The organism is Rhodococcus triatomae (genome assembly GCF_014217785.1).
Taxonomy (GTDB): domain Bacteria; phylum Actinomycetota; class Actinomycetes; order Mycobacteriales; family Mycobacteriaceae; genus Rhodococcus_F; species Rhodococcus_F triatomae.
The window spans coordinates 3,721,788-3,738,205 of sequence record NZ_CP048814.1 but is presented as its reverse complement, the minus strand read 5'-3'; the positions used below and the strand labels follow the sequence as shown (position 1 = coordinate 3,738,205).

At 69.8% G+C, this 16,418-nt stretch carries 17 protein-coding genes; 7 read left to right on the top strand and 10 right to left on the bottom strand.

From position 1 onward, the window contains the following. Nucleotides 1-2 precede the first annotated feature (2 nt). The 3 genes from G4H71_RS17795 to G4H71_RS17785 all read right to left on the bottom strand — a co-directional run bounded on the left by G4H71_RS17795 (nucleotide 3) and on the right by G4H71_RS17785 (nucleotide 3,149). A complete protein-coding gene (locus G4H71_RS17795) occupies nucleotides 3-1,067 on the bottom strand; it encodes a serine/threonine-protein kinase (RefSeq protein WP_072736517.1) in 1,065 nt (354 codons plus the stop codon). A 90-nt stretch (nucleotides 1,068-1,157) separates the two neighbouring features. Next, a complete protein-coding gene (locus G4H71_RS17790; protein ID WP_072736518.1) occupies nucleotides 1,158-2,522 on the bottom strand; it encodes a phosphomannomutase/phosphoglucomutase in 1,365 nt (454 codons plus the stop codon). A 234-nt stretch (nucleotides 2,523-2,756) separates the two neighbouring features. After that, the gene (locus tag G4H71_RS17785; protein ID WP_072736519.1) at nucleotides 2,757-3,149 is read right to left on the bottom strand and encodes a DUF3499 domain-containing protein; all 393 of its coding nucleotides are present in this window, start codon (nucleotides 3,147-3,149) and stop codon (nucleotides 2,757-2,759) included. A gap of 80 nt (nucleotides 3,150-3,229) precedes the next feature. On the opposite strand from G4H71_RS17785, the gene G4H71_RS17780 reads away from it, so the two are divergent. Then, nucleotides 3,230-3,718, top strand: a complete 489-nt coding sequence (locus tag G4H71_RS17780) for a metallopeptidase family protein (protein ID WP_072736520.1) — start codon at nucleotides 3,230-3,232, stop codon at nucleotides 3,716-3,718. A gap of 78 nt (nucleotides 3,719-3,796) precedes the next feature. Here G4H71_RS17780 and G4H71_RS17775 read toward each other — a convergent pair whose 3' ends face one another. Beyond that, nucleotides 3,797-4,057: a WhiB family transcriptional regulator gene (locus tag G4H71_RS17775; RefSeq protein ID WP_169847115.1), complete on the bottom strand. Its 261-nt coding sequence runs from the start codon at nucleotides 4,055-4,057 to the stop codon at nucleotides 3,797-3,799. 409 nt (nucleotides 4,058-4,466) lie between these two features. On the opposite strand from G4H71_RS17775, the gene cofD reads away from it, so the two are divergent. The 4 genes from cofD to G4H71_RS17760 all read left to right on the top strand — a co-directional run bounded on the left by cofD (nucleotide 4,467) and on the right by G4H71_RS17760 (nucleotide 8,064). Further along, nucleotides 4,467-5,429, top strand: a complete 963-nt coding sequence (cofD, locus tag G4H71_RS22690) for a 2-phospho-L-lactate transferase (protein WP_072736522.1) — start codon at nucleotides 4,467-4,469, stop codon at nucleotides 5,427-5,429. 50 nt (nucleotides 5,430-5,479) lie between these two features. After that, the gene (locus tag G4H71_RS17770) at nucleotides 5,480-6,820 is read left to right on the top strand and encodes a coenzyme F420-0:L-glutamate ligase (RefSeq protein WP_246442016.1); all 1,341 of its coding nucleotides are present in this window, start codon (nucleotides 5,480-5,482) and stop codon (nucleotides 6,818-6,820) included. Nucleotides 6,821-6,827: 7 nt separating this feature from the next. Further along, nucleotides 6,828-7,394 carry an NUDIX hydrolase gene (locus tag G4H71_RS17765; protein WP_072736523.1) on the top strand — a complete coding sequence of 189 codons (567 nt, stop codon included), beginning with the start codon at nucleotides 6,828-6,830 and terminating at the stop codon, nucleotides 7,392-7,394. A 100-nt stretch (nucleotides 7,395-7,494) separates the two neighbouring features. Then, a complete protein-coding gene (locus tag G4H71_RS17760) occupies nucleotides 7,495-8,064 on the top strand; it encodes a P-loop NTPase family protein (protein WP_072736524.1) in 570 nt (189 codons plus the stop codon). 145 nt (nucleotides 8,065-8,209) lie between these two features. Here the strand turns inward: G4H71_RS17760 and G4H71_RS17755 are convergent, their stop codons facing one another. From G4H71_RS17755 to rfbD, 6 genes are all read right to left on the bottom strand, one after another. After that, nucleotides 8,210-8,890 carry a universal stress protein gene (locus G4H71_RS17755; RefSeq protein ID WP_072736525.1) on the bottom strand — a complete coding sequence of 227 codons (681 nt, stop codon included), beginning with the start codon at nucleotides 8,888-8,890 and terminating at the stop codon, nucleotides 8,210-8,212. Between the two features lie 27 nt (nucleotides 8,891-8,917). After that, nucleotides 8,918-10,189, bottom strand: coding sequence for a DUF418 domain-containing protein (locus G4H71_RS17750; protein ID WP_083342938.1), 1,272 nt, complete (start codon nucleotides 10,187-10,189; stop codon nucleotides 8,918-8,920). Between the two features lie 116 nt (nucleotides 10,190-10,305). Continuing rightward, nucleotides 10,306-11,070, bottom strand: coding sequence for an SGNH/GDSL hydrolase family protein (locus tag G4H71_RS17745; protein WP_072736527.1), 765 nt, complete (start codon nucleotides 11,068-11,070; stop codon nucleotides 10,306-10,308). 56 nt (nucleotides 11,071-11,126) lie between these two features. Beyond that, entirely contained in the window at nucleotides 11,127-12,206 is a 1,080-nt protein-coding gene (gene manB / locus G4H71_RS17740; protein ID WP_072736528.1) for a mannose-1-phosphate guanylyltransferase ManB, read from the bottom strand. A gap of 1 nt (nucleotide 12,207) precedes the next feature. Further along, nucleotides 12,208-13,185, bottom strand: a complete 978-nt coding sequence (locus G4H71_RS17735; protein WP_083342939.1) for a glycosyltransferase family 2 protein — start codon at nucleotides 13,183-13,185, stop codon at nucleotides 12,208-12,210. A 43-nt stretch (nucleotides 13,186-13,228) separates the two neighbouring features. Further along, nucleotides 13,229-14,080, bottom strand: a complete 852-nt coding sequence (rfbD, locus tag G4H71_RS17730; RefSeq protein ID WP_072736529.1) for a dTDP-4-dehydrorhamnose reductase — start codon at nucleotides 14,078-14,080, stop codon at nucleotides 13,229-13,231. 68 nt (nucleotides 14,081-14,148) lie between these two features. Here rfbD and G4H71_RS17725 point away from each other — a divergent pair, with 68 nt between their 5' ends. Further along, complete coding sequence (locus G4H71_RS17725; RefSeq protein ID WP_083342940.1) at nucleotides 14,149-15,684, top strand: LCP family protein; 1,536 nt, start codon at nucleotides 14,149-14,151, stop codon at nucleotides 15,682-15,684. 11 nt (nucleotides 15,685-15,695) lie between these two features. Continuing rightward, nucleotides 15,696-16,403 carry a TIGR03089 family protein gene (locus G4H71_RS17720; protein ID WP_072736530.1) on the top strand — a complete coding sequence of 236 codons (708 nt, stop codon included), beginning with the start codon at nucleotides 15,696-15,698 and terminating at the stop codon, nucleotides 16,401-16,403. Nucleotides 16,404-16,418 lie beyond the last annotated feature (15 nt).

Sequence of the window (16,418 nt, the reverse complement as noted above, 5' to 3'; positions counted from 1 at the left end):
TACTACCGTCCACCTGTCAACTGCAGATAGGCCGCCACCATGTCGAGGCGGCAGGCCATCATCGCGATCTGTTCGAAATCGGTCATCTCACCCGTGTCGTCGCCGTCCGCGACGAGAAGCTCGGCGTCGGCGAGGACCGCGGTACGGCGCGCGGTCACCGGCTGCTCGGCCACCGGGGTCAGTACCAGCGTCCGCACCGGCTCGGTTCCGGGCGGCCCGTCGAACTCCGGGTCGTGGAACAGCGAGTCCACGGCTCCGGCGGCCGGGGCGAGTGCGGGCGCGGCCTGCAGCACCGTCGACAGTGCCGCCGAGACGGCGACGTGTCCGGCGAACAGCACAGACTCGGCGGCATGCCCGGCGAGTTCGACGGTGGCCTCGGTCGCGCCCGTGAACACCAGCCGCCTGCCCAGCAGCCGGGTGGCGAGCGACTTCGCCGGATTGTGGAACACCTCGCTGGTGGGGCGATCGTGCAGGGCCTCGGTGTCGGCCACGTCCGCGATCCGGTCCAGAGGTGGCACCGACGCATCCCACCGCGCCGAGTCCATCGCACTCAGCACCGCGAGATAGGCGGCGACGAACCTCAGGAGGGTGTGCCGCGGAAGCGCCTGCACCCGCGGCTCGAGCATGGCGACGCGCCCGGCGGCGGCGGCCCGCAGCGGGCCCTCGTCCGGAGCCGCCAGGACCACCTCCGCACCGCGACGCACCGCACGGTCCACCGATTCGGCGAGGATCGGATCGCCGGCATCGTCACCCGCGACCACCACGACGTCGAGTGGCCCCACCCAGGCGGGTGTGCGGGAGACGCGGACGAGGGGAAAGGACGTGCGGTCCGCGAGGAGAGCGCCGACGAGCGCGGCCGCCCGGCCTGCGCGGCCGGCACCGCTCACGAACACGACGCTGCGCGGGCGGAGCCCGGCGAGGCGGTCGAGCGCCCCTTCGACGACGGCCGCTGCCGTGGCCCGCACCTGGGCTCCACCGGTGGCCGCCGAGCGCAGCAGACCGTGTCGGTCGGCCGAGACGAGGGCGTCACCGTCGTCCAGATCGAACACGGGTGTCGGTGCACTCACCTGCCCACCCCCTTTCTCTGCTGCGTGTCCGGCAGGATCCGCAGGCCGGGGCCGTCCTGTGCCGGCGCCGTCCCGCATCAACTATGTCAGTCAGGACCGCACGATGCCCAGGATCTCCGCGACGATCGCGTCGACGTCTCCGGCCGTGGGGGCTTCGACGTTCAGGCGCAGCAGCGGCTCGGTGTTGGAGGGGCGCAGGTTGAACCACGACCCGCCACCGAGGTCCACGGTGACCCCGTCGAGGGTGTCCACGGACACGGTGCGGGCGGCGAAGGCGGCGACGACCTCGTCCGTCTTCGCGGTGACGTCCGACACGGTCGAGTTGATCTCGCCGGAGGCCGCGAACCGGGCGTACTGCGCCATCAGATCCGACAGCGGCCGGTCCTGGCTCCCGAGTGCCGCGAGCACGTGCAGTGCCGCCAGCATCCCGGAGTCCGCCCCCCAGAAGTCCCGGAAGTAGTAGTGCGCGGAATGCTCGCCGCCGAACACCGCACCGGTCTCCGCCATCTTCTGTTTGATGAACGAATGGCCGACCCGGGTGCGGATCGGTTCCCCGCCGAGTTCGGTGACGATCGCGGGCACCGCACGCGAGGTGATGAGGTTGTAGATGATCGGCGCGCCGGGGTGCTCGGCCAGTTCCCGAGCGGCGACGAGAGCCGTGATGGCCGACGGCGACACCGGCTCGCCCCGTTCGTCGACGACGAAGCACCGGTCGGCGTCACCGTCGAAGGCGAGCCCGATGTCCGCGCCACTGGCGCGCACCGCGGCCTGCAGGTCGACGAGGTTCTTCGGGTCGAGCGGGTTCGCCTCGTGGTTGGGGAACGTGCCGTCCAGGTCGAAGTAGAGCGGGACGATCTCGACCGGGAGCGGACCGAAGACCGCCGGCGCCGTGTGGCCACCCATACCGTTGCCGGCGTCGACGGCGATCTTCAGCGGCCGCAGTTCGGAGAGATCCACGAGGCCACGCAGGTAACTCGCGTAGTCGTCGAGCACGTCGCGGCTGGTGACCGAACCTCGGTCGCCCTCGTACGCGGGAACCCCGTCGATGACCTCCTGGGCGATGGTCGCCAGGCCGGTGGCCTGGCCGACCGGCTTCGCCTCCGCGCGACAGAGTTTGATGCCGTTGTACTGCGCGGGATTGTGACTCGCCGTGAACATGGCACCGGGGCAGCGCAACAGCCCCGACGCGAAGTACAGCTCGTCGGTGGAGGCCAGCCCGATCAGCTGCACGTCCAGACCCTGTCCGGCCACCCCGTCCGCGAAGGACGCGGCCAGGTCCGGTGAGGAGGCACGCATGTCGTGCCCGATCACGACCGCGGTGGCGCCCTCGCCGCGAACGAGCCGGGCGAACGCCGCGCCGACGTCCCGCACGAACGCGTCGTCGAGTTGCTCGCCGACCACCCCACGCACGTCGTAGGCCTTGATCACCGAGTTGACGGACTCTGCCGATCGCACTGTTGCGGTTCTCCTTCGTGAGCAGCGTCCCGGTGGATACTGCCGGATGGGTGCCGGATTGGTTACCGGATCGGGTACTGACCGATTGTGGGCGCCGAGCGGTGCGAGCACAGCCGAAACGGGCACACAGCCGACGCATCAGCCTAGTGCGTCCGGGTTCGGTGCGGGTTCGCCAGGACCGCGGACCTCACCGATCGCTGTGCACCGCCGACCGGTCGGGCCGCCGGACGACTGTCAGCTGGAGGGATCGGGCAGGACACGCAGGTGCCCGCGCCTGCCCGTGCGGGTGGCGGTGGGCGCGGAGTCCGACTCGCCGCCGTCCCCGTCGGCATGGCGATCCGCGCGGGTTCGCTCACCGAGGCCCGCCTCGCGTACCGCCTCGGCGAGCGCGGTCAGATCGTCCTCGTCGGGCGTGCTCGAGGAGAACCCGCCCTCGTGACGGACCAGTTCCCATCCCTTGGGTGCGGTGATGCGGGAGGCGTGCGTCTCGCACAGATCCCAGGAATGCGGCTCGTCGACGGTCGCCAGCGGCCCCACCACGGCGGTGGAGTCCGAGTAGACGTAGGTCAGCGTCGCGACAGCGGGGTTCTTGCACCCGGGGCGGCAGCATCGACGCAGAGATCTCACAGCTCGCAGCCTATCCTCACGGGCACCTTCCCACCTACTCGGACACACCGTCTGTTCGGGACTGTCGTAAGGTCTCGCCCATGCCGCGAGGAGCACGCCGACGCCCGGTCACCACCCGTTCCGCGGAGCGACGCGGGCGTGGGATCCGCGGGTCCGTGTTTCCGCCGGAAGTTCCCGCGCACCGGTCCCGGGCGGAGAAGTTCGACCAACTGGTTCTGGAAGCGTTCGCACCCATCGACGAGCGTTGGCGTGAGCGTCTGGTGAAGCTGGACATCGCCGTCGACGAGGTGCCCAAGGTGCGTGCACTCGACCCCGATTCGGTGACCTGGCCGCCCGAGGTGGTGGCCGACGGTCCGGTGCCGTTGTCGCGTCTGGTTCCGGCCGGAGTCGACCGTCACGGGGCCACGACCCGCGCCCGCATCGTCCTGTTCCGGCGGCCGCTCGAACAGCGCGCCGGCGACCCGGACGACCTCACGGACCTCGTCCACGAGGTATTGGTCCAGCAGGTCGGCACCTACCTGGGTGTCGAACCCGATGTCATCGACCCGCCTCCCGGCGACGACGAATGACCGTGCCGAACGGCATCCGAGACGACGTGCCTCGGCAAGCAGACGATCTCCGGCAAGCAGTGGACGGTCAATGGACGATCAGACGATCCCCCGCTTGAGGCGCCTGCGCTCGCGTTCGGAGAGCCCACCCCAGATGCCGAAGCGTTCGTCGTTCGACAACGCGTACTCGAGGCATTCGTCGCGCACCTCGCAACCCATGCAGATGCGCTTCGCTTCCCTCGTCGATCCCCCCTTCTCCGGAAAGAACGCTTCCGGATCGGTCTGAGCGCACAGAGCACGCTCCTGCCACTGATCCTCGATGTCCTCGAACAGTTGGTCGAAACCTTTGATCAAACTCAACGTCGGGCGTGTGCCCACCCCTTCTTCATGCACACTGACGCCGTCCGCTGCGCTTGCCTCGGAATTGGCCTGCGGTTCGTCGCCTGCTGTCTGCCAGCGAGTTACCCACTCGACGTGCTCATTGCGCATCGCTCCGCCTCCTCACCTGTAATAGCGCAGAATCCTCGGTTCACTCTCATGCCCTTCCCCGTTCGGACCCGTTCCGACCGAAGTCGAACGCGCGTTCGAAAGGAAGTCAGCAGCAAGGGATCTCGCCTCGCAACTGTGGAATGACATAGTTGTGATTAGACAGGTGCGCGCGTGTCGCGGTCAAGCGAACGGAGAAATCTCCACTACTATTTCGCGCCCCGAATCTTCACTCCGGGAGCAGCCGACACCGCCCGCGGTGCCACAGCCTAGGCTCGACGCCGTGAAGGTGACTGTATTGGTAGGCGGCGTCGGTGGGGCGCGATTCCTGCAGGGCGTGCGCGCACTACTCCCCTCTGACGACCATCGCGTCACGGCCGTGGTCAACGTCGGCGACGACGTGTGGATGCACGGCCTGCGGATCTGCCCGGACCTCGACACCTGCATGTACACCCTCGGTGGCGGCATCGACCCCGACCGCGGCTGGGGGCATGCGAACGAAAGCTGGAACGCCAAGGAGGAGCTGGCCGCGTACGGTGCCAAGCCGGACTGGTTCGGGCTCGGCGACCGAGACATCGCCACGCACCTGATCCGCAGTCAGATGCTGCGTGCGGGATACCCACTCTCCGCGGTCACCGAGGCCCTGTGCAATCGATGGCAACCCGGGGTCACCCTGCTCCCGGTCACCGACGACCGTGCCGAAACACACGTGGTGATCACCGAGCCGGACAGCGGCGAGCAGAAGGCGGTGCACTTCCAGGAGTGGTGGGTTCGCTACCGCGCGAACGTTCCGACTCACAGTTTCGCCTATGTCGGTGCAGAACAGGCGAAACCGGCGCCGGGAGTGACCGAGGCCATCGAGGAGTCCGACGTGGTGCTGCTCGCGCCGTCGAATCCGGTGGTGAGCATCGGCGCGATCCTCTCCGTGCCGGGGATTCGTGGTGCCCTGCGCACGACGGCGGCGAGGGTCGTCGGGCTCTCCCCGGTCGTCGACGGAAAGCCCCTGCGCGGCATGGCGGACGAATGCCTCGACGTGATCGGTGTCGAGACCACCGCCGAGGCCGTAGGCCGGCACTATGGCGCACGGAGCGCCACCGGGATCCTCGACGGATGGATGATCCACGACAGCGACACCGCGGACGTCCCCGGCGTGGACGTGCGCGCCGTACCGCTGCTCATGACGGACCCGCAAACCACAGCCGGGATGGTGCGCACCGCGTTCGACATCGCCGGGGTGGCGCCGTGACATCTCACAGCCCCGTGACATCCCACAACCCCGTGACATCCCACAACCCCGTGACGGACCATGCGCCCGGCGGAGGAATCGAGATCCTCCCCGTCACCGGACTTCCCGAGTTCCGCCCCGGAGACGACCTCGCCGGTGCGCTCGCCGCGGCGGCGCCGTGGCTCGAGGACGACGACGTCCTCGTCGTGACCAGCAAGGTGCTGTCCAAGGTCGAGGGCCGGCTCGTCACCGCCCCCGCCGACCCCGACGAGCGGGACGCCCTGCGGCGCAGACTCGTCGACCAGGAGGCGGTACGCGTGCTCGCCCGCAAGGGCAGAACGCTCATCACCGAGAACAAGCTCGGCGTCGTCCAGGCCGCATCGGGTGTCGACGGATCCAATGTCGACGGCGGCGAACTCGCCCTGCTGCCCACCGATCCCGACGGCGGCGCTGCGGCATTGCGCGCCGATCTACTACGGCTGCTGGGTGTTTCGGTCTCCGTCGTCGTCACCGACACGATGGGCCGGGCGTGGCGCAACGGCCAGACCGACAACGCCATCGGCGCGTCGGGGCTGCCGGTCCTGCACGGGTACGCCGGCTCGGTCGACGGTCAGGGCAACGAACTGCAGGTCACCTCCGTCGCGCTCGCCGACGAACTCGCCTCCGCCGGAGACCTCGTCAAGGGCAAGCTCGGCGGCATCCCCGTCGCGGTGGTCCGCGGACTACACCTGGCCGACGACGGCTCCAGCGGACGGGACCTACTCCGTCCCGGCGAGGACGATCTGTTCTGGCTCGGCACCGAGGAGGCGCTCGCGCGCGGCCGCTCCGAGGCCCTGCGGCTGCGGCGGTCCGTACGGGAGTTCACCGGGGAACCGGTAGTTCCCGAGTCGCTCCGCGCGGCGATCGGCGAGGCTCTCACCGCGCCGGCACCCCACCACACCCGCCCGGTCCGATTCGTCTGGCTACGGACGCCGGCCGTCCGGACGGCGTTGCTGGACGGCATGCGCGAGGCCTGGACCGCCGATCTCCGATCGGACGGCCTGGACGACGGCGCGATCACCGCCCGGGTGGCCCGCGGCGACATCCTCTATGCCGCACCGGAGGTCGTCGTCCCATTCTGTGTTCCCGACGGCGCTCACGACTATCCGGACGAGCGCAGACGCGGCGCCGAACGGACCATGTTCACCGTCGCGGTGGGTGCGGCGGTGCAGGCACTGCTCGTCGCCCTCGCGACACGTGGTCTCGGAAGCTGCTGGATCGGTTCCACGATTTTCGCCCCCGACACCGTCCGTGAGGTCCTCGGGGTGCCCGCGGAGTGGGTTCCGCTCGGCGCCGTCGCGATCGGCCACCCCACCGAAGCACTGTCCCCTCGCCCGCCTCGGGAGCCAGGTGATGCCCTGTGGGAGAAGTGAACCCTCGATGACTGCCGAAACCCTCCACCGTTCCGCCGTCGGAACTCTCGAGAACTGGACCGCCCCCGACACCCACCACGAGTCCCTGCGTCAGACGATGCTGGCATTCCTGGGCGCGGCGCCGCGTGGATGCCTGCGTGAGCACGCACCGGGGCACGTCACCGCATCCTCGCTCGTGCTCGACGAAGGCCGCTGTCATGTCCTCCTCACCCTCCATCCCCGGGTGGGCCGATGGATACAGCTGGGCGGGCACTGCGAGGAGGACGACGAGACGGTGCAGGAGGCGGCGCACCGCGAGGCCACCGAGGAGTCGGGCATCCCCGACCTCGTTCTCGATCCGGAACCCCTCTCGCTGCACACTCATGCGATCACGTGCTCGCTCGGCCTTCCCACCCGTCATCTCGACGTCCAGTTCCTGGCGATCGCGCGGCCGAACGCACACATCGTCCGCAGCGTGGAATCCACCGATCTGCGCTGGTTTCCGGTCGACGATCTGCCGCCGGGCGCCGAGACCGAGACGATCGACCGCCTCGTGGAACTCGCTCGCGCACGAGCCATGGATGTTCGCCCGTAGCCCGCACGAACACTGACGGCACCCACTACCCCCGAATCCGAGTGCCTGGCCAGGGCACATCGTCTATCGTCACCGGGTGCCTTCCTCCGACCGGTCGCGGATGCTCACCGCCCACGACCCTCTCCCGGCGACGCCGGCCCGGGTTCTGGTGGCGGGCAACTCCGGCGCCGGGAAGACGACGCTCTGCGCACGGATCGCTGCACTTCTCGACCTCCCCCGCATCGAACTCGACGCCCTCCATCACGGGCCCGGCTGGACGCCCCGCCCCGAGTTCGCGGCCGATGTGGAGGCGTTCTCCACCGGACCGGAATGGGTCACCGAATGGCAGTACGGGGCGGTCCGGCCGCTTCTCGCCGAGAGGGCAGACCTGCTCGTCTGGCTCGATCTGCCCCGCACCACCGTGATGCGACGGGTCACGGCACGCACACTGCGCCGACGAATCAGACGGGAGCGGCTGTGGAACGGCAACATCGAGCCGCCGCTGCGCACCATCTTCGTCGAGCCGGACCACATCGTCCGGTTCGCGTGGCGCACCCACGGCACGTCGGCCCGCCGGGTGCGCGACCTCGCGGCCGATCCACCGGAGTCACTGCACGTCGTGCGGCTGCGCTCGCCACGCGAGGTCGACACCTGGGTCGCGGGGCCGCTCCGCGCCGTCGCACCGCACTGACCGACGAGGAGTCGGGTGAGCGCGGCGTGCGGGTGCCGGGTACTGCGTCAGTGCAGCGGTCGTGGGGGTCGGGCTCTGGACGGCCCTGGCACTGTTCGAATTCGGAGGAGGCTGGGACACCGGAGAGTGATTCGATCGACTCGTCTCAGGAGCTGTCGCCACCGCGTTCGCGGGGCGCGAGTTCGGCCTTGGACTCCTCGAGATCCGCCGCGAGGATCACTCCGTCCACCACCGACACCTCGCGCACCCGCCCTCCGTGCACGAACACGAACACCCCGTGGTCGAAATCCGTCTGCAAGTCCTTGAAGAAGATCCCTTCCAGGTCGTCGGTCTCGTCGTCGTCCTCGAAGTCGAGCACGAACGTGTCGTTCTCGTGGGGGCGCAGGTGCGCTCTGGTACCGGTCTCGTACTCCCAGTCCTCGGGGTCGCCGGACCGTTCCGCGGGGACCACGTGCAGATCGGCGGAGGGAATCTCACCGAGCATCGCGTCGATCACCGATCCACCGAGCAGGGTCGACCAGATGCTCTCGGTCCTCTGCCCGATCACGATCTGGGTCGCACCCAGCTCGAGCGCGGCACGTTTGACCGTTCCGGTGATGTCGTGGGCACGGCCTCGGATGTGCGAGAAGCTCGCCCCGGCTCCGGACGCCAGGTCGCGGAACACCGCGATGTCGACCAGGCGATCGTTCTCGAACTCCTCGTGCTGTGAGTCGAAGACGAGCACGTGCAGCGTGGCATCCGCCGATCTCGCCAGTTCGACCGCCCGCTCGACGAGCCGCGGGCCGTTGTGGCCGTAGTTGACACACACGAGAATACGTTCCGACATCGTCGTCCTCTCCTCGCCCGGAATCGCTCACCGCCGGGAGTCCTCCTGCCCGATGCTAGCTGTCTCGCCGCCCTTCGTGGAGGCTCGCGGGAGCCGGCCCCGTGCCGCGACGATGCCCACCCGGCGCAACAGCCATTCCAGCGGGCCCCGCCGCGCGACCCGTCGCCACAGCACGGCGAACACGACCGGTACGACGAGGAAGCCCAGCGCCATCGGCCACGACGGCGCGAACAGCTCCCACCGGATCAGCACGGCCAACGCCACCACGTGCCCGACGTACACCGTCAGCGGCATGGCACCGAGGGCGACGAGCGGCGACAGCCACCCCGCGCGAGCGGCGCGCGTCGTCACCGACGCCAGACACACACCGAGCACGGCGATGGCGACCCCGCCGGACCCGACGACCTCGAACGGGGTTCCACTGTGGGGCGAAGCCGTGAGAATCCACTGCCACGGATCGACGCCGAACGTACCGAATCCGCTGGAACGCAGGAGCTCGTCGAGCATCTGCGCGCCCTCTCCCGGCACGATCACCTCGAGGTGGGACACGAGAACGTCGTAGCCGCCGAACCCGTGCAGGGCCAGCCACGACCCCCCGTACCCGGCCACGGCGAGGGCGGATCCGACGACGATCAGCGTGCGTGGCGCACGGTCCCGACGCACGCCCCAGCGCCCGATCGCCAGTCCCGCCAGCACGAACGGAAGCCACGTCAGTACGGGATAGGCCCCGTCCACGAAGAGCACGGATCCGAGATGCCGGATCCCTTCACCCGAGGTGAACAGATCGAAACGCGGCGTCTCGCCGAATGTCTCGGCCGGCTCGCCTGCCGAGCGGATCCACCACGACAGGGCGGGACCGGCCACCGCCCCCACGGCCGCGGCGACAGCCAGCCGCTGCCACGACCATCGCAGGACGGGCAGCACGAGCCAGAACAGCACCGCGTAGGTCGCGAGGATCACCATGACCGGTGAGCCCAACTCCACCAGCGCCATCCCGACCACCAGCAGGACCAGCGCACGAGCCGCGATCGAGCGCCGCGCCGCCCGCAGTGGGCCGCCACGCAGTGGCGCGTCCTCCCCCGTGGTGAGCGCGAGGGACACTCCGGCCAGCAGTGCGAACAGGATGGCCGATCGACCGCTCAGCAGGAAGAACGCGGTGTCGCCGATCTGCTGGGCCGTCGCGGTGTGCACCGCGATCATGCCGAGGACGGCCAGGGCGCGCGCGATGTCGACACCGATCACCCGCGGGCCCCGTTCGGACGCTTCCGACGTGACGGAAGCGGGCAGCGAAGTTGTCATGGCACCGACGCTATGGCGTGCGCGGCCCCCGGTCGTCGCCCCGGGAAACGATTTTCACGTCCTCCCCCGGTAGGACCCCGACCCCTGTCCGGCCCGGCGACTCTCGGGCTCGACCCTCAGGAAATGGGCGCCAGCTCCGGTCGTTTCGGTGCCACACCGTCTCCTGAGGAGGTGCCGCGCACCCGTCGTCCGATCCACGGCAGCAGAAAGTCCTTCGCCCACACCAGGTTCTCGCGACGCTCATCCGACTTCGTCTGCTGCGGTGGGGCATCCAAGTGAACCGGTTCGATGTCGTGTGGGGCGCCCAGAGCGTCCAACACCCTCGTCGCCATGTTGCGGTGACCGAGCGGCGACATGTGCAGCCGGTCCCAGTCCCACATCCGCAGGTCGTCGTACTCGTCGAATCGCCAGAAGTCGACGATCCGGGCGCCGTGCCGGTCGGCGACCTCGCGGACCAGTTCGTTGTACACGGCGTTGCGGCCGCGCAGTTTGCCGAACACCGGAGACCAGCCCGCGTCGTAGGCGGTGAACATCACCACGGTCGCTCCGGTCGCCGTGAGTGCGCCGATCGCGTCGTCGTACCGACTCACCAGTGCGTCCACGTCGAACTTCGGCCGCATCATGTCGTTTCCGCCGGCGTAGATCGTCACCAGATCGGGCGCGAGCCCCACCGCCGTGTCGACCTGCTCGGACACGATGCGGTCGAGCAGCCGGCCTCGAACGGCGAGGTTCGCGTAGCGGAAATCCGTGGTCCGCGAGTCGAGTTGCTCGGCGACACGATCCGCCCAACCACGCAGACCGTTGGGACGTGAGGCGTCCGCGTCGCCGACGCCCTCGGTGAACGAATCTCCCAACGCCACATAGCGGCGGTACTCACTCATGGTCGTCCTCTCGTCTCGGGCCCGGCTGCTTCGGTCGCCGGACACGCACGTCCTTCTCAGACGTCGGTACTGAACCGGACGCCGCCGTCCGGCAAGGTCACACCCGGCCAGACCCGCGCACCGCGGAGCAACTCACAGCGAGCGCCGACGTCGGCGCCGTCACCGATCACCGCATCACGGACCAGTGCGCGCGGCCCGATCCGCGAGCCGAAACCGAGAATCGAACGCTCCACCACCGCACCCGCTTCGACCACGGCGCCCTCGAACACCACGGCGCCGTCCAGGCGGGCACCGGCGCCGATCTCCGCGCCCCGGCCCACCACGGTGCCGCCGATCAGCAAGGCCCCCGGCGCGATTCCCGCGCCCGGGTGGACGAGCGACTCGCCGCGCTCCCCCTCGAGCAGCGGCGAGGGGGCGATCCCGCGGACCAGGTCCGCGGACCCGCGGACGAAGTCCTCGGGAGTCCCCATGTCGCGCCAGTAGGTGGTGTCGACGTAGCCGTAGACCCTCGCGTCCCGGGCGAGCAGCGCCGGGAACACCTCTCGCTCCACCGACACCGCCCGGTTCGCCGGGATCTCCTCGATCACCTCACGCCGGAACACGTAGCAGCCGGCGTTGATCTGGTCGGTCGGCGGATCCTGCGTCTTCTCGAGGAATGCGGTCACCCGTCCTTCGGCGTCGGTCGGGACCGACCCGTAGGCCCGCGGGTCCCCCACCCGCACCAGGTGCAGGGTGACGTCCGCCTCCTTCTCGGTGTGCGTGTCCAGCAGCGCCGACAGGTCCGACCCGGTGAGGACGTCCCCGTTGAACACCATCACGTTCTCGCCGCGCAGCTTCGGGAGGACGTTGCGGATGCCACCACCGGTACCGAGCGGCTCCTCCTCGAACACGTACTCGATCTCGAGTCCGAGCTTCGAGCCGTCACCGAAGTACTCCTCGAACACCTCGGCCTTGAAGGAGGTGCTCAGGACGACGTGCGTGATGCCGGACTCGGCGATCCGGGCGAGCAGGTGCGACAGGAAGGGCTGACCGGCCGTCGGCAACATCGGCTTCGGAGCCGACAGCGTCAGCGGGCGTAGCCGCGTTCCCTTGCCGCCGACCAACACGACCGCATCGGTGTTCATCTCGATCCCCATCTCAGTTCCCCCTGCCCGGGTCCGGGCTGTTCGTGTCGGTGCCGTTCGTGCCGGCACCGTTCGTACCGGTGCTCCCGGTCTGTCGGCTCCCGGTCTGCGCGCTCCCGGTGTCGGACCGGCGTCGTTCGCGCACCGCCGCGGCGACCTCGATCCTCGAGCGCACCGCCAGGCCCACCTTGAGTGCACCGCGCAGCGGAGCCTGCCACCAGTGTGGATGTCGGTCGGCCTGGAATCGGTAGGCACTGGCGTGGTGGGCGGGGAGCATCAGCTCGGGATGTCGCCCCGCGGCATGGCCCTTGGCGTGGGTGACCTCGGCGCCGGGGGCGAACACGTTCAGCCATCCGGCACGGCCGAGCCGGTCCCCGAGGTCGACGTCCTCCATGTACATGAAGTAGCGCGAGTCGAATCCGTCGACCGAGTCGAATGCGACGCGGCGCAGCAGCAGGCACGATCCGGACAGCCACCCGACCGCGCGCTCGCTGAGCGTTTCGTTCTCCTGCCGGTAGCGCGTGGTCCACGGATTGGCCGGCCACACCTTCCCGAGCAGCGCGTGTCCGGCACCGGAGACCAGTCCGGGAACCTGACGCGCCGACGGATAGACACTGCCGTCCGGTTCACGCACCAAAGGGCCGACGGCGCCCGCACGTGGCCAGCGCTCGGCCGCGGCGAGGAGCGCGTCGATCGACCCCGGCGACCACCGGACGTCGGGGTTCGCGACGAGGACGAACTCGATGTCCTCGTCGATCTCCGCGACTGCTCGATTGACCGCACCGCCGTAGCCGATGTTGCCGCCCGTGCGCACCAGGCGCACGTGGTCGTGAGCGGCGGCCGCAGCTTCGGGAGCACCGTCCGTCGAGCCGTTGTCGGCAATGACGACCTGCGGATTCGCCGAGGTCGCCGCGGTTAGCGTGTTCAGGAAGTGCTCCAGATGCTCACCGGGCGAGTAGGTCACCGTCACCACGGCCAGCTTCGAACTCACGCGGGCAAGCGTAGCCGTTGCCGCACTCCCGGTTCACGGTGCGTCATCCGGTGACGGTCCGCAGCGCCTCGGCGAGCCCCTCCCGCCACGGGCGCAGCGGCGACAGGCCCGCAGTCTCCCAGGACCGCGACGACAGCACCGAGTAGGCGGGACGCGGTGCCGGCCGAACGAACTGGGCACTCGAGCAGGGACGAACCCGCTCGGGATCCGCACCGACCCCCTCGAACACTGCCCGGGCGAGTTCGAACCAGCTGGCCTGCCCGGAGTTGGTCAGGTGCAGAGTGGGAACCGTCACAGTGGCGTCGGCCGCGAGGTCCAGCAGTCCGCCCGCCAGGTCGCCCGCGTACGTCGGAGAGCCGATCTGGTCGTCCACGACGTCGACGGTGTCGCGCTCCCGCTCGAGCCGGCGCATGGTTGCCACGAAATCGCTCCCGGCGCCCGAGTACACCCAGGCCGTGCGCACCACGTGAGCGGACGGCAGGGCACGGTGCACCGCGATCTCCCCGGACCGCTTCGTCCGGCCGTACACGGTGGCAGGCGCGGTCGGCGCATCGACCTCGTACGGAGCGGTGGCGTCGCCCGCGAAGACGTAGTCGGTGGACACGTGGACGAGGCGGGCACCGGCCCGGGCGCACGCCCGTGCCACGTTCGCCGCGCCCAGCTCGTTGACCGCCGCCGCCGCGTCCTCGTCCGATTCGGCCGCGTCGACCGCCGTGTATGCCGCACAGTTCACGACGACCCACCCCGGCTCCACCACCTGCGCGACGGCGGTGCCGTCCGTGATGTCCAGCTCACCCGAGGTCACGCCCCGCACCTGCATTCCCCGGCTCCGGGCCTGTTCGACGACCCTGCTGCCGACCTGTCCGGCCGCGCCGGTCACCAATATCTTCGTCACCGCGCCAGTCTGGCACGCCGGGCCGGAGGATCCCGGCGTGCCGATCGCGGACCAGTAGCCTGGTCTGCGTGTCACACGAGCCACCGCAAGCCCCTGCCCGTCCCGCATTCGCCGGACGACGCCTGCGGGTGGCGGTTGCCGCGCTGTCGATCCTCGCTCTGGTGGTGACCGGCTTCGCGTGGCGCAGCATCGATTCGCTCCGCAGCGCGGTGGCCACGGCGGGCGGCCTGGGCCTGGGTGGCGGCGCCGACGGCGCGGTGGACATCCTCCTGGTCGGCACCGACAGCCGCACCGACGCGCACGGCAACCCGCTCACCCAGGACGAACTCGACTCGCTGCGTGCCGGGGAGGAAGTGGCGTCCAACACCGACACCATCGTGCTCGTCCGAGTCCCCAACGACGGGAGCTCGGCGACCGCGATCTCCATTCCTCGCGACTCCTATGTCTCCGTTCCCGGTGTGGGGAAGTCGAAGATCAACGCCGCCTACGGGGCGACCAAGGAAACCGAGCGACAGAAGCTGGTCGAGAACGGCACCTCGGACGCCGACGCCGAACGCCAGTCCACCGAGAAGGGACGCCAGGCCCTGATCCGCTCCGTGGCCGATCTCACCGGTATCACGGTGGATCACTACGCCGAGGTGGGACTTCTCGGCTTCGTGCTGTTGACCGACGCGGTGGGCGGCGTCGACGTGTGCCTGAACGGGCCGGTGGACGAACCCCTCTCGGGGGCACGGTTCCCCGCCGGCGAACAGACCCTGCACGGGGCGGACGCACTGAGCTTCGTGCGCCAGCGACACGATCTGCCCCGCGGTGATCTCGACCGCATCGTCCGCCAGCAGGTGTTCATGGCGTCGCTGGCCGGGAAGGTTCTCAGTGCCAAGACCCTGAGTGACCCGGGCCGGCTGAGCCAGATGATGAGCGCGGTCGAGCGTTCGGTGGTGCTCGACGACGACTGGGACATCATCGATTTCGCCACCCAGTTGCAGAACCTCACCGGCGGGCAGGTCCAGTTCGACACCATCCCGGTCCGCGATCTCAACGGCACCACCGACTACGGCGAATCGGTCGTGACCGTGGACCCGAAGGCCGTCCAGAAATTCGTCGCCGACCTGGTCGAGGACGGCGACGGCGACGAGAGCGACGAGTCGTCGGCCCCGCGGACAGCGGTGCCGAACATCGATCCGGGAACGGTGACCGTCGACGTGGCGAACGCGGGCGGTGTCGCCGGGCTTGCGAGCAGTGTCTCGGACACCCTCGCCGCCCTCGGCTATCCGGCAGGCGAGGTGGGTAACTACAACGGATCCCGCACCGTCGAGGAGACGACCGTGTTCGCCCGCTCCGCGGACGACGACGGTGCCGAGGCGGTCGCGGCAGCACTCGGCGACGTCGCCACCGCCGAGGACTCCTCGCTGCCTGCGGACACGGTGCGCGTCGTCCTCACGGACGACTTCGACGGGCCGAGCGATTCGACCGGTTCTGCTTCGACGGGGACTGCCGGGGACGGGACCGACTCGTCCGGATCTGCACCGGGCACCAGCCCGACCCCGGTCACCCCTGGACCCGCCATCACCGCCGAGGGCAACGGCCCCCGGTGTGTCAACTGAAACGAGTAGCCGTGCCCTCGACCCTCACCGACGCCCTGTTGGATCCGATCCTCGCCGCCGACCCGGCGGGCCCCCGGATCACCTACTACGACGACGCCACCGGCGAACGCGTCGAACTGTCGGCGCTGACTCTCGCCAACTGGGCCGCGAAGACCGCCAATCTCCTGCGCGACGAGCTCGGGGTCCAGCCGGGTGACCGCGTTGCCGTCCTCCTTCCCGCGCACTGGCAGACGGCCGCCGTCTTCCTCGGTATCTGGTGGGCCGGAGGGGAAGTGGCGCTCGGCGACGATCTGAGCGGCGTGGAGGTCGCACTCGTCACCGCGGACCGGCTGGACGAGGTCGATGCCGTCGGCGAGGTCGCCGCGCTCTCGCTCGACGCCTTCGGGCGACCCGTCGCCGACCTGCCGGTGGGCATCACCGACTACGCGAGCACCGTGCGGGTGCACGGCGACCAGTTCCGCAGTGCGGGTGCCGGTGCCGCGCTCGGCGGGGCGGAGGTCGACGAGGTCGTGCGCTCCGCCGCTGCCGAGGCGCAGCGCCTGGGACTGACGCCGACGGACCGGGTTCTGTCGACGGCGGCGTGGGACACCCCGGAAGCGGTGGTGACGAATCTGCTGGCCGTCCTGGCGGCGGGTGCGTCACTGGTGCAGGTGGCCCATCCTGCCGACCAGACCCGCCGGGTCGAATCCGAGAAGGTCACCCGGCAACTCGCCGGGTGACCTTTCCCGAGGCGG

Coding starts and splice junctions, on each gene's coding strand:
- G4H71_RS17755 (WP_072736525.1), bottom strand. CDS start 8,890: ATGTCGGAACGTATTCTCGTGTGTGTCAACTACGGCCACAACGGCCCG.
- G4H71_RS17780 (WP_072736520.1), top strand. CDS start 3,230: ATGCCGCGAGGAGCACGCCGACGCCCGGTCACCACCCGTTCCGCGGAG.
- G4H71_RS17760 (WP_072736524.1), top strand. CDS start 7,495: ATGCTCACCGCCCACGACCCTCTCCCGGCGACGCCGGCCCGGGTTCTG.
- manB (WP_072736528.1), bottom strand. CDS start 12,206: ATGGGGATCGAGATGAACACCGATGCGGTCGTGTTGGTCGGCGGCAAG.
- G4H71_RS17765 (WP_072736523.1), top strand. CDS start 6,828: ATGACTGCCGAAACCCTCCACCGTTCCGCCGTCGGAACTCTCGAGAAC.
- G4H71_RS17745 (WP_072736527.1), bottom strand. CDS start 11,070: ATGAGTGAGTACCGCCGCTATGTGGCGTTGGGAGATTCGTTCACCGAG.
- G4H71_RS17750 (WP_083342938.1), bottom strand. CDS start 10,189: ATGACAACTTCGCTGCCCGCTTCCGTCACGTCGGAAGCGTCCGAACGG.